This is a genomic window from Sporosarcina sp. 179-K 3D1 HS (assembly GCF_047228905.1).
Lineage (GTDB): Bacteria > Bacillota > Bacilli > Bacillales_A > Planococcaceae > Sporosarcina.
The window spans coordinates 390641-403380 of the sequence record NZ_JBFEGI010000002.1; the positions used below are offsets into that span (position 1 = coordinate 390641).

The 12740-nt window shown below is 45.6% G+C and carries 12 protein-coding genes and 1 other annotated feature; all 12 genes read left to right on the forward strand.

Annotation, left to right across the window (positions count from 1 at the left end; translation table 11 throughout):
- Window positions 1–96: 96 nt before the first annotated feature.
- The 12 genes from AB1K83_RS04585 to AB1K83_RS04640 all read left to right on the forward strand — a co-directional run bounded on the left by AB1K83_RS04585 (window position 97) and on the right by AB1K83_RS04640 (window position 12716).
- Window positions 97–1107 (forward strand): glyceraldehyde-3-phosphate dehydrogenase, encoded by a 1011-nt coding sequence (locus tag AB1K83_RS04585; RefSeq protein ID WP_413056972.1) that lies wholly within the window; start codon window positions 97–99, stop codon window positions 1105–1107.
- Window positions 1108–1276: 169 nt separating this feature from the next.
- A complete protein-coding gene (nrdR, locus tag AB1K83_RS04590; protein WP_413056973.1) occupies window positions 1277–1741 on the forward strand; it encodes a transcriptional regulator NrdR in 465 nt (154 codons plus the stop codon).
- 24 nt (window positions 1742–1765) lie between these two features.
- The gene (locus tag AB1K83_RS04595; RefSeq protein WP_413056974.1) at window positions 1766–3124 is read left to right on the forward strand and encodes a replication initiation and membrane attachment family protein; all 1359 of its coding nucleotides are present in this window, start codon (window positions 1766–1768) and stop codon (window positions 3122–3124) included.
- Between the two features lies 1 nt (window position 3125).
- Window positions 3126–4070 carry a primosomal protein DnaI gene (gene dnaI, locus AB1K83_RS04600; protein WP_413056975.1) on the forward strand — a complete coding sequence of 315 codons (945 nt, stop codon included), beginning with the start codon at window positions 3126–3128 and terminating at the stop codon, window positions 4068–4070.
- Window positions 4071–4296: 226 nt separating this feature from the next.
- Window positions 4297–5376 carry a Fe(3+) ABC transporter substrate-binding protein gene (locus tag AB1K83_RS04605; protein WP_413056976.1) on the forward strand — a complete coding sequence of 360 codons (1080 nt, stop codon included), beginning with the start codon at window positions 4297–4299 and terminating at the stop codon, window positions 5374–5376.
- A 67-nt stretch (window positions 5377–5443) separates the two neighbouring features.
- On the forward strand, window positions 5444–7075 hold the full coding sequence (locus AB1K83_RS04610) for an ABC transporter permease (protein WP_413056977.1): 1632 nt from the start codon (window positions 5444–5446) through the stop codon (window positions 7073–7075).
- 1 nt (window position 7076) lies between these two features.
- Entirely contained in the window at window positions 7077–7820 is a 744-nt protein-coding gene (locus tag AB1K83_RS04615; protein ID WP_413056978.1) for an ABC transporter ATP-binding protein, read from the forward strand.
- A gap of 79 nt (window positions 7821–7899) precedes the next feature.
- Window positions 7900–8137: a binding site (T-box leader), on the forward strand.
- 400 nt (window positions 8138–8537) lie between these two features.
- Entirely contained in the window at window positions 8538–10469 is a 1932-nt protein-coding gene (thrS, locus tag AB1K83_RS04620) for a threonine--tRNA ligase (protein WP_413056979.1), read from the forward strand.
- Window positions 10470–11049: 580 nt separating this feature from the next.
- Window positions 11050–11604, forward strand: a complete 555-nt coding sequence (gene infC, locus AB1K83_RS04625; protein WP_413056980.1) for a translation initiation factor IF-3 — start codon at window positions 11050–11052, stop codon at window positions 11602–11604.
- A 27-nt stretch (window positions 11605–11631) separates the two neighbouring features.
- A complete protein-coding gene (rpmI, locus tag AB1K83_RS04630; RefSeq protein ID WP_041075504.1) occupies window positions 11632–11832 on the forward strand; it encodes a 50S ribosomal protein L35 in 201 nt (66 codons plus the stop codon).
- 50 nt (window positions 11833–11882) lie between these two features.
- A complete protein-coding gene (gene rplT / locus AB1K83_RS04635; RefSeq protein WP_413056981.1) occupies window positions 11883–12242 on the forward strand; it encodes a 50S ribosomal protein L20 in 360 nt (119 codons plus the stop codon).
- 180 nt (window positions 12243–12422) lie between these two features.
- Window positions 12423–12716, forward strand: coding sequence for a DUF1294 domain-containing protein (locus tag AB1K83_RS04640; protein ID WP_413056982.1), 294 nt, complete (start codon window positions 12423–12425; stop codon window positions 12714–12716).
- Window positions 12717–12740: the final 24 nt, after the last annotated feature.

Consider the following 12740-nt stretch of genomic DNA (forward strand, 5'->3'; position numbering starts at 1 on the left):
TATTAGCTCTAACTCTTTGCTCCTGCAAAAAATGTGTTATACTAATCAGTGGACAAAAACGATCAGTATAACATACATGCAGGAGGATTTTTATTAATGACTACTTCTATTGCGATTAATGGTTTCGGACGCATCGGACGGATGGTGTTCCGTCAAATGATCATGGAAGAGAGTTTTTCAAAAATCGTGGTGAATGCTTCATATCCGCCGGAAACACTCGCTCATCTCATTAAGTATGATACAACTCATGGTATTTTCGATGGAGAAGTTAGCGTGGAAGACGGCGATATCGTAGTAAATGGTAAACATGTGACGCTGTTGAGCGAGCGCGATCCATTGAAATTGCCTTGGAAAGAACTCGGAATTGACATCGTAATAGAAGCCACAGGTGTCTTCAATGAACGCGATAAAGCGGCCATGCACTTGGAAGCGGGTGCGAAAAAAGTGATTCTATCGGCACCTGGTAAAAATGAAGATGTCACGATTGTCATAGGTGTCAACGACGACAAATTGGATATTGAAAAGCATGATGTCATTTCAAATGCCAGCTGTACAACAAACTGTTTAGCACCAGTCGTGAAAGTGCTTAACGACACATTCGGCATTGAAAACGGCCTGATGACAACTGTGCATGCTTACACGAATGACCAGAAAAACCTGGATAATCCGCATAAGGATCTTCGTCGTGCACGTGCATGCGCACAATCCATCATTCCGACATCAACAGGCGCTGCAAAAGCATTGTCGCTCGTCCTACCTGAATTGGAAGGTAAGATTCATGGCATGGCGCTACGAGTTCCGACTCCGAACGTTTCCTTGGTCGACCTTGTTGTCGATGTGAAACAGGACGTGACAGTCGACATGGTCAATGACGCATTCAAGAAAGCGGAAGCCGGTCCAATGGCTGGAATCCTTCGTTTCACAACAGAACCTCTTGTGTCGATCGATTTTAATACGACGACAGAATCTGCCACAATTGATGGGCTTTCCACAATCGTCATGGGCGATCGGAAAGTGAAAGTTTTGGCTTGGTACGATAATGAATGGGGTTACTCTGCCCGCGTCGTCGATTTGGCGAAAAAAGTGGCAAGCGAACTAAAAGAGTAATATGATTGCACTGAAACGTCTCTTGAGTCGGCAGCTCCGACTTCAAGGGGCGTTTTTCATTCTCATATAAAATAAATGAAACGTCAGATACATTTACGGGGGACGTGATTCATTGTCGAATTCTGTTATAATGTACACAAAGCCCATTACAAAGCGGAGGAAAACTACTATGAAATGTCCAGCCTGCCAATACAACGGCACCCGGGTCGTCGATTCCAGACCTGCGGAAGAGAATCGGTCGATTCGTCGCCGCCGGGAATGTGAGAAATGTGCCTTTCGATTTACCACATTTGAGAAAGTGGAGGAAGCCCCACTCATTATCGTGAAAAAAGATGGATCCCGTGAAGAGTTTAGTGGAAAAAAAGTTCTTCGAGGACTAATCCGGGCATGTGAAAAGCGCTCAGTACCGTTGGGGGATCTTGAAGAAATCGTCTTTTCCATTGAAAAAGAACTAAGGAGCACCGGCATTTCGGAAATACCATCGGATAATGTTGGTGAAATGGTTATGGAACGGTTGGCAGCTGTGGACGAAGTGGCATACGTCCGTTTTGCTTCCGTTTATCGCCAATATAAGGATATCTCGGTTTTCATTGAAGAACTGAAAAATCTCCAAAAACGATCTGGAGAACAATAACGAAGAGGAGGAGAGGTCCTGACCATGATGCTCTACAAAGAATTGCAACCGATCGACACATACACCATAAAAAGTACGCATCCATTTTCGGATTATGACCGGCAACTCCTCACTCTATTTTACCAGCCTTTAATCGGTTCGGATGCAATGAGCCTGTTTTTGCTGTTCTGGGCGGATGCCGAACGTGCCGATGAAAAAGAGTATAACCATTATCGATTAATGAACTTTTTGACAAAGCCGCTTGGCCCAATTTTTGAAGCAAGAATTTCATTGGAAGCGATCGGGCTGCTCCGCACATTTCGGAAAGACGAGGAGACAGGCCGGTCGTTCATCTACGAACTTCTCCCGCCGCTCGATGCACGGTTATTCCTCTCTGATCCGCTGCTATCGACTTTTTTATTCAGCAAAATAGGAGAGCAGGCTTATCGCGATTTGCGGAACAGGTTCATGGAAAGGGAGCTTCAAGAAGAGGGTTTTGAAGAAGTGTCCAGGACGTTCCTTGATGTGTTTACGCCTTCCCATCTGGGCCAGGCTGTCGAACGGAGTGAGGAGGGCCAGCTAAAGGGCAGAACGGAGCCTGCCGGTATCACTTTCGGTACTCATGATTTTGACTTCAATCTACTTCGGGCGGGCTTGTCGGAGCAGATGGTGCCGCAGTCAGCTCTCACAGAGGTGTCTCGTGACTTCATCGCCAAACTTGCATTTCTATACTCGCTTTCACCGATTGACATGCAAAAAGTTACAATGATGGCGCTGGATGAAAATATGAAGCTATCCGAAGATCGACTCCGCAAATCCGCGGTCGAATTTTATAAAATGAACATCTCTCAGAATGTTCCGTCTCTTGGAAAAGCATTCCAGGTTGAAGAAAAGCCCAATGTACTCGAACCAGTGACGAGAGAAGATGAATTTCTCGTCTATATGGAAACTACATCCCCTCGTGAAATGCTGAAAGACTATACGGGAAAGGAACCGCTGTCGGTAGATGTTCAACTCGCCGAAAGGCTTGTAACAGTGCATGGATTTGCTGTCGGAGTCGTAAATGTTCTGTTGCATTATGTAATCATCCGCAACGACGGCAAAATCACGAAAAATTTCGTGGAGCGAATTGCTTCACATTGGGCAAATAAAAAGATCGCAACTGCAAAACAGGCGATGGAAATCTCGCGTCAAGAGCATGATCAATATATTAAATGGCAAAATGAAGGAAGCAAGAAAACAAGCGGAAGAAAGCCGAAAAAAGAAGAAAAGTTACCGGAATGGTTCAACAAATCTGTTGATCCGAATGCATCCAAGGAAAATGCCGATGCTGATCCCGCAATGGCAGAAAAACGCCGCCAGCTGGAAAAGAAACTGAAAGCGATGAGAATGGAGGAAAGATAGTATGGAATCGATTGGAAACACTTTAAAGCGCGTCATCAACCCTTCAAATCTTGCGGAAAGATATGATCAAGTGCGCAATGAAGTGCTAGAATCTCCAGGCGTGCAGAGATTCATCGAGGAGCATTCTGATCAAATTGATCGTTCTGTAATTGAAAGGAGTCTCGGCAAGCTTTTTGAATATGTCTCGGCTTCCCATAAATGCGACAAATGTCCGAATACTGAAGGCTGTATCAATGTCATGAAAGGATTCGAACCAAAGCTAGTGCTGGCTCGAGGATTTATCGATTTGGATTATATGAAATGCCCTAATAAGCTAATCGACGATGAGCGGCGCAATATCTCGAATATGATTGACAGCATGTATATGCCAAAAGATGTCATGAAGGCACGCCTTCCGGATATTGACTTGGACCACCATACAAGCAGGGTTACCGTCGTCGAGGAAGCGTGGAAGTTTTTGAACGAATTGAGTAGCGAAGGAAATTTGCCGGAACGCGGACTGTATATCTATGGACCATTTGGAACTGGCAAATCGTACGTGCTTGGTGCCTTGGCGAACGAGCTTGCTAATCGGCAAATCCGCACGGTTGTCGTGTACCTTCCCGAATTTCTGAGAGAGATCAAGCAATCGATTCAAGACCAGACATTAAACGAGAAAATCGATTTTGTGAAAAAAGCAAAAGTTCTTATGCTGGATGATTTTGGCGCAGAGTCTATGTCCGCCTGGGCGCGGGATGAAGTGCTCGGCACGATATTACAATACAGAATGGCCGAAAAATTGCCGACCTTCTTTACATCTAACCTAAATTATGATGAACTGGAACATCATTTAACTTATACACAGCGGGGAGAAAAAGAGGCCGTAAAAGCAGCTCGTCTCATGGAGCGCATCCGCATGATCAGCAAGCCCGTGAAACTGGATGGGAAAAATAGACGAGACCAATAAAGTAAAGCCGACACTTGCTATAGGGGGATTCCCTCCTGATGCTAGTGTGGCTTTTTGTTTTTATTCAAGCTAATCTACCAATTATTACTTTTGCATGTAAAAATTTTTCACTCAAGCATATGAAAAAATCGTTATATATATTGACAAAAATATCTCTGCATATTATGTTATATGATATTGAGAATCATTTTCAATGAAATAATAAAGATTTGGGAGTTGTGGATGGATGAAGAAGATTCTATTTTTGCTCGCACTAGCCATGTTACTTGTGCTAGGGGCGTGCGGTGGCAAAAAGAACGAAGAGAACACAACATCGACGAAAGAGAATTCGGAAGCTCCGGCTGCTACCGAGAAAAAAGAGGTTAATTTATATACGAGCCGACATTATGATGTGGATAATGAATTGTATAAGAAATTCGAAAGCGAGACAGGCATCAAAGTCAATGTAATCAAAGGGGAAGCGGATGAATTGATCGAACGGATCAAGCGTGAGGGTACAGCCACTCCTGCAGACCTTTTCTTGACGGCGGATGTCGGACGTTTATATCGTGCGAAAGAAGATGGGCTTCTGCAAGCAGTGTCAAGTGACACTTTGTCGACACAAGTTCCGGAAAAATTCCGCGATAATGATAATACATGGGTCGGATTGACGAAACGCGCACGTGTTTTAGTGTATAATAAAGACAAGGTGAAACCGGAAGAGTTATCAACTTACGAAGCTCTGACGGATGAAGCTTGGAAAGGCCGCGTGTTGGTCCGTTCCTCGGAAAGTGTCTACAATCAGTCTCTTTTGGCTTCTTTCATTGAAATCAATGGAGAAGACGAAGCGAAGACATGGGCACAGGGCTTAGTCGATAACATGGCTCGTAACCCTGAAGGCGGAGACCGTGACCAAGCAAAAGCAATTGCAGCAGGTATCGGCGATGTGGCAATCATGAATACGTATTACTTCGGTCAAATGTTGAATTCACAAGAACCGGAAGAAGTGAAAGTTGCTGAAAGTCTAGGCGTCTTCTTCCCGAACCAAGAAACGACCGGAGCTCATGTGAACATTAGTGGAGCTGGCGTCGTAACAGGTTCCAAAAATGCGGAAAATGCCTTGAAATTACTTGAGTTCCTTACAGGTGAAGAAGCGCAAAGCGAGTTTGCATCGGCTAACTATGAATTCCCAGTGAATCCGAACGTAGAACCTTCTGAACTGCTCAAGTCATGGGGCGAATTTAAAGAACAAGATATCCCGTTGACTGTATTGGGAGAGAATAATGCGAAAGCGATTATGATCTTCAATGAAGTCGGTTGGAAATAATTAATGATTCCCCCTGCTGTTTTCGAACGGTAGGGGGTTATTGTAGAAATAGATAGGATGGGTTTTCATGAGCAGGCGATTTGCAAACCTGAATGGGTGGACGATCAGTGCCGTACTGATCATCATTGTTTTGTTCTTACCGAACATATCAATAATTACCGGCATTTTCACACCGTCGAGTGAAAATTGGGAACATATTCGTGAATTCATGTTAATGAAATACGTGAAATCTTCACTGACTCTTGTGTTCTTTACAGCTCTCACGACGATTGCCATCGGTTTAGGACTTGCCTGGTTGATTGCTCAATATGATTTCCCGCTCCGCAATTTTATGAAGTGGGCGCTCATCCTGCCTTTATCGATCCCGCCATTTATCGGCGCTTATACGTACCACGGGATCCTCAACTATACAGGTGTGATCCAAAAGACGCTTCGCAATCAATTCGATATTACGCCTAACCCGGCATACTTCGATATTATGCATGTTCCGGGCGCTATTTTCATATACACGCTATTTCTCTACCCATACGTTTACATGATTACGAGAATTTTCCTATCCCATCAGGCGGCTTCATTGATTGAGAGTGCCAGAACGCTAGGGAAAGGACCGTGGGCCATCTTTTTCAAAGTGGTCCTGCCTATATCACGCGTGTCCATCATTGGCGGAGTCAGCTTAGTCATACTGGAAGTACTGAACGACTATGGTGTAGTAAAATACTTCGGCATTCAAACCTTCAGCACCGCCATTTTCCAGACATGGTTCGGCTTGGGGGACTTGGATTCCTCCATCAAGCTAGCGGCCTCATTAATGGGGATTGTCGTCTTGATTCTAATCATGGAGCGGTTATTACGCGGAGGTAAACAATACAGTTATGCAACGACGAAAGTCAGACCTCTACCTCTTGTTAAATTAAAAGGAAGAAAAGCGGCATTTGCCACCACGTTTACATGTATCGTGTTCGGTTTCGCTTTTCTAATTCCTGTCATCCAGCTCATCGATTGGGTGATCTTGACATTGGGGAAGGTCCCGATGGAAGAGGTTTTGACTTATACTAAAAACTCTGTCATCGTGGCTGGATTAAGTTCCATGTTGATTATATTCTTTTCCCTGATCATCGGTAATTTCAGTCGGATTGTGCATCATAAATATGCGAAGGTCTTGCCGAAATTGACCGTCTTAGGGTATTCGATTCCAGGTGCGGTCATTGCGGTTGCTGTAGTGACTACATTTATCGCGTTGGACCGGTTTCTCGCTCCTGTCTATGCCGGTCTAGGTGTTGATTCAACCCTTGTGTTAAGCGTCAGTTTGGTGATGTTGATCAGTGCCTATATCATTCGGTTTTTCGCTATTGGCTACAACTCAATTGAAACGGGATTCGATAAAATCGGAACCGATTTCCGGGATGCTTCCCGGATGCTCGGTGCAAATACTTTGAGGACCTTTTTCAAAATTGATGTTCCGATGATGAAGGGCGCGATCATAAGCGGTTTTATTCTTGTCTTTGTGGATATTCTAAAAGAAATTCCATTAACCTTGATTTTACGGCCATTCAACTATGATACACTTGCGACAAAAGCATTCCAATATGCGAGTGACGAAAAAATCATGGAAGCGTCTCAAGCATCTTTGCTCATTGTTGGTGTTAGCTCCATCGCGATTTTCATTTTTCACAAGCTACTGAGGGAGGAGCAGGATTAGTATGTTCATGGAAATCAAAAATATAAACTTTGCCTATCCGAATACCAAGTTAAAAGCAGTGGATGACGTGTCATTCACAATAGAAAAAGGAGAAGTCATTTCAATTCTAGGCAGGAGTGGAAGTGGGAAGAGTACCATTCTACGGCTCATTGCCGGTCTTGAAATTCCATCTCACGGTTCTTTCACACTGCACGGAAGGACCATATTTGATGAAAGAACGTTCATTCAACCCGAAAAACGAGGCATCGGCATGGTGTTCCAGGACTATGCGCTTTTCCCCCATATGACAGTAGAGGACAATATCACCTTTGGATTGACCAAGATGAGCCGGGCTGAAAAGCGGAAACGGGCCTACGAAGTGCTAGAGCTGGTTGAGCTGGAAGGATTTGAAAAACGCTACCCGCACCAACTGAGCGGTGGACAGCAGCAGAGGGTTGCCTTGGCACGCGCCATTGCACCGCAGCCAGAATTGCTGTTGCTCGATGAACCTTTCAGCAATCTGGACACGGATTTGCTAGTTAAAATCAGGGAAGATCTCCGTAGAATCTTGAAAAAGGCCAATACGACCGCAATTTTCGTCACCCACAATGAAAACGATGCACATGCATTGGCGGACCGCATCATTAAAATAAAGGACGGTCAAGTGGATAAGATCGGACGTCCTTGTGATTTATTGGGCGTTTCCCCGACGGAAATCCCTGGAATGGTCGAGATTACGTATGATGAATTGATTGCCTCTCAATGAACATAAAAGGGGTTGCAATTATTTTGACAAAGGCGTATACTCATCATTGATTAACTTGCATTAGCGGAGAATTGATATAGTTAAAGCGTTGAAAAGGACAAGAATCGATTGTTTTCGACCTACAGAGAACGGGGCCATTGGCTGGAAGCCCCGAAGGACCGATAATCGATTTACCACCTTTGAGCAGCGATGGTGATTCGTTCGAATAGCCATCGACGGAACCGGCCCGTTAGCCGTTGTAAAGCTTCGTCTGTCCGAATTCATTTTCGGAGGGGAGGAAGAAGGGTGGAACCGCGAGCTACAGCTTCGTCCCTTTCCAGGGATGGGGCTTTTTTTGTCTTTATTCAGCAAATGCTTTTGTACTGAAAGCGAAGCGTCAGGTACAGAAATTCCCACCTCCGTAGGTGTCGAGAAGCATGCTGTTTTAGTTACTGTTCAGCAGGTGTCCAAATTCCCGCTGAATAAAGACAAAGCCTCCGACGTACAGGATGTACTAGTGCCGACAATGCCACAGGACGTGGCGTTTTTGTCGGCCGGCGGATGTCACAGATTTTTCAGGGGAGCTGTGAGGGAGGCAACCTAAATTCGTCGCAATACAAAAGTGCCTTAATTTCTGCAAAGAGCGCAGAAATACGGCAAATCGAACCCTTCGCTGTTCGATTCGCAATTACGCCGAGGCGTAATTGATTCCAAAAAAAGTAGAAGGAGTGCGTACAAATGGCAGATATTAAGTTGAAATTTCCAGACGGGGCAGTGAAGGAGTTCCCGCAAGGCACGACTACAGAAGACGTCGCAGCATCGATTAGTCCGGGCTTACGGAAAAGTGCGTTGGCAGGTAAAATCGGCGATAAATTAGTAGACTTAAAAACACCGATACAAGAGGATGGGGATATCGCGATCATCACACCGCAATCGCCGGAAGCGCTGGAAATCCTACGTCACAGTACAGCGCACTTGTTGGCGCAAGCCGTGAAACGGAAGTTCCCGGATGCACAATTAGGGATTGGCCCGGTCATTGAAAATGGTTTTTATTATGATATTGATTCCCCGACTCCGATCACTGCGGAAGACTTGCCTGAATTGGAGAAAGAAATGAAACGGATCATCGGTGAAAACGTCGAAGTGGTCCGCCACGACGTCTCCCGTGAGGAAGCGGAAAGCCGCTTCAAAGAAATTGGCGATCCGTATAAATTGGAATTGCTTGAAGCCATTCCGGAAGGCGAGCAAGTGTCCATTTACGAGCAAGGCGAATTTTTTGACCTGTGCCGCGGAGTCCACGTTCCGTCCACTGGTAAATTAAAAGAATTTAAATTGCTGAGCATCGCGGGTGCCTACTGGCGTGGGGACTCAAAAAACAAAATGCTCCAGCGGATCTATGGAACAGCCTTCTTCAAGAAAGACGAATTGCAAGAACATCTCCGCATGCTTGAGGAAGCGAAAGAGCGCGATCACCGGAAAATCGGAAAAGAGCTTAACTTATTCATGAACTCGCAAAAAGTGGGACAAGGTCTGCCGCTCTGGTTGCCGAAAGGCGCGACGATCCGCCGTGTCATCGAGCGCTATATCGTGGATAAAGAAGAAAAGCTTGGCTATCAGCACGTATACACACCGGTGCTTGGAAGCAAGGCTCTGTATGAAACTTCGGGCCACTGGGGTCATTATCAGGACGGCATGTTCCCGGTGATGAGCATGGATAACGAAGACTTGGTTCTTCGTCCGATGAACTGCCCGCATCATATGATGATTTATAAAAACGGCATTCATTCATACCGTAATCTTCCTGTTCGTATTGCGGAATTGGGGATGATGCACCGTTACGAAATGTCAGGAGCCTTATCCGGACTTCAACGTGTTCGGGGAATGACGTTGAACGACGCACATATTTTTGTCCGTCCGGATCAAATCAAAGATGAATTCCGCCGAGTGGTGGAGCTCATTATCGATGTCTATAAAGACTTCAATATTACCGACTATTCGTTCCGCCTTTCGTATCGTGATCCAGAGGATACAGAAAAGTATTTTGATGATGATGAAATGTGGGAGCATGCACAACGTTTGCTGAAAGAAACAATGGATGAAATGGGCTTGGAATACGTAGAAGCAGTAGGAGAAGCCGCATTCTACGGTCCGAAGCTCGATGTCCAAGTGAAAACAGCAATCGGTATGGAAGAAACGTTGTCGACTGCACAACTCGACTTCCTGCAGCCTGAACGCTTTGATTTAACGTATGTCGGGGAAGACGGTAAACATCATCGCCCAGTCGTTATCCACCGAGGTGTAGTTTCAACGATGGAGCGCTTCGTGGCCTTCTTGATCGAAGAATATAAAGGGGCATTCCCGACATGGTTGGCGCCGGTTCAAGTGGAAGTCATCCCGGTTTCACCGGAAGCCCATTTCGACTATGCGAATGAAATTCAAGAAAAACTCGTGGCAGCAGGATTCCGTGTGGATCTGGATAGCCGCGATGAAAAGATCGGCTATAAGATTCGGGAAGCCCAAGTGCAAAAAGTTCCGTATATGCTCGTCCTCGGAGACAAAGAAGTCGAGTCGGGCGAAGTGAACGTCCGGAAATACGGTGAACAAAAATCCGAAAGCATGCCGTTTGATGAGTTTATTGCGATGTTGAAAGAAGAAGTTTCAAATATATAATCTCAAGCAGAGCTGCCAACTTCCATAAGGACGTTGGCAGCTGTTTTCTTTGCGAGTGCTTATAACTTCCGTGGGCACGTTTATAACTCCGGGCGAGCGCTCATAACTTTCGCGGTACGCTCATAAGTTTCATGGCACGCCCATAACTCCCATCGAGCGCCCATAAGTTTCACGGAACGCTCATAATTCCACTCCCGCGCTCATAATCTATACGACGCTCAAATCCCTTTTCCCGCGAATCAATCTCTTAGAACTTCACATCCCATCTCCCTACTTCCTAAGAAATCATTTGACACCCCATACGTAATATGATAAAGTAATTAAGGTTAGTAATAGCTGAATACAGTTTGTGGTATAAGTAGAGGCTACCCGCTTCTCACCTGATCGACGCGCACTAGTTGTTGACAGGTCGCACATAAGTGAACGTGCCGTGCATCTCGATGCATGTACACATACGCGGGTAGACAAATGCGATTTGTCTACTTTTTTTATGTTTAGCTTTGGGCATCGAAGACGCCCGTCGCTCTTCATATTGGATGGACCTGTGGGGCTCCGCCCGAATGGACGGTATACCCAAACCATGTATTCTCGAGACAATATTCGGAGGTGGATTACTATTAGCAAAGACATGTACGTAAATGAAGGCATCCGTGCCCGCGAGCTGCGTTTGATCGATCATAACGGCGACCAGCTTGGAATCAAATCCCGTAACGAAGCGTTGGACATCGCCGCTCGTGCGAATTTGGATCTCGTCCTTGTCGCTCCGCAAGCGAAACCCCCAGTAGCTCGTATCATGGACTATGGGAAATTCAAGTTTGAGCAACAGAAGAAAGACCGTGAAGTCCGTAAGAATCAGAAAATCATCCAGCTCAAGGAAGTCCGGTTAAGCCCGACGATCGACGAGCATGATTTTCAGACGAAACTTCGCAATGCCATCAAGTTCCTGGAAAAAGGGGACAAGGTGAAAGCATCGATCCGTTTCCGTGGCCGTGCCATCACGCACAAAGAGATTGGTCAACGTGTCCTAGACCGCTTGGCTGACGAGTGCAAGGAAGTGTCAACGGTCGAAGTGAAACCGAAGATGGAAGGCCGGAGCATGTTCCTGATACTTGCCCCGACAGCCGAAAAACAGTAACAACGAAAGATTTAGGAGGAACCGAACATGCCAAAAATGAAAACACACCGCGGCTCCGCGAAACGTTTCAAAAAAACTGCAACTGGTAAAGTGAAACGCGGCCGTGCTTACACAAGTCACCTTTTTGCAAACAAATCAACGAAAGCGAAGCGTCATCTACGTAAAGCTTCCCTCGTTTCTTCAGGCGACTACAAACGTATTCGCGAAATGATCACATACATGAAATAATAGACCAACAATTGAATTCATTCGAACAGAATACCAGGAGGTAATGAACTATGCCACGCGTAAAAGGTGGAACAGTAACGCGCAAGCGTCGTAATCGAGTATTGAAACTAGCAAAAGGGTATTACGGATCTAAACATAGACTATATAAAGTTGCAAACCAACAGGTTATGAAATCGTTGAACTATGCGTACCGTGACCGCCGTCAACGGAAGCGTGATTTCCGTAAACTTTGGATTACACGTATTAACGCAGCTGCACGTCTCAACGGCCTTTCTTACAGCACACTTATGCATGGCTTGAAAGTGGCTGGCATCGAAGTGAACCGTAAAATGCTAGCAGACCTTGCTGTAACAGATGCGAACGCATTTGCACAACTTGCAGACACTGCTAAAAAATCAATCGCAAAATAAGATGGATTGAATCGGCCGCCTCTCCTTCGGAAACTATCCGAAGAAGTGGCGGTCTTTTGCTTTCATTCAGACAGGATCACGGAAAACTTGTTGGAAGGAACAAATATATATAAGAGGGAGAGGTTCCATTTCCTCCTACAAACAGTGTAAAATGAAAGTGATAGAAAGTGGGGGATCTTTATGCAGCTCATTTTGCTTCTTTGGATATTCCTCCTATCGCTATGGGCATTCTTTGCGATGCGGATGGATAAACGGCAAGCGAAAAGACGGGGGCAACGGGTGCCGGAACGAAATTTATGGCTATTGGCCATTTTAGGCGGAGGCATCGGCGCCTATTTCGGCATGCAGGTATTCCGCCACAAGACTAGACACACCAACTTCCGGATTGGCTTTCTGCTACTGGCCATTGCCTACGCGGGCATCATCCTTTATCTGTTCGGCTTCACCTTGTCTGATGCACAGGATGAAATATAAAAAAGCCCGTCGAAAACGGGCTGT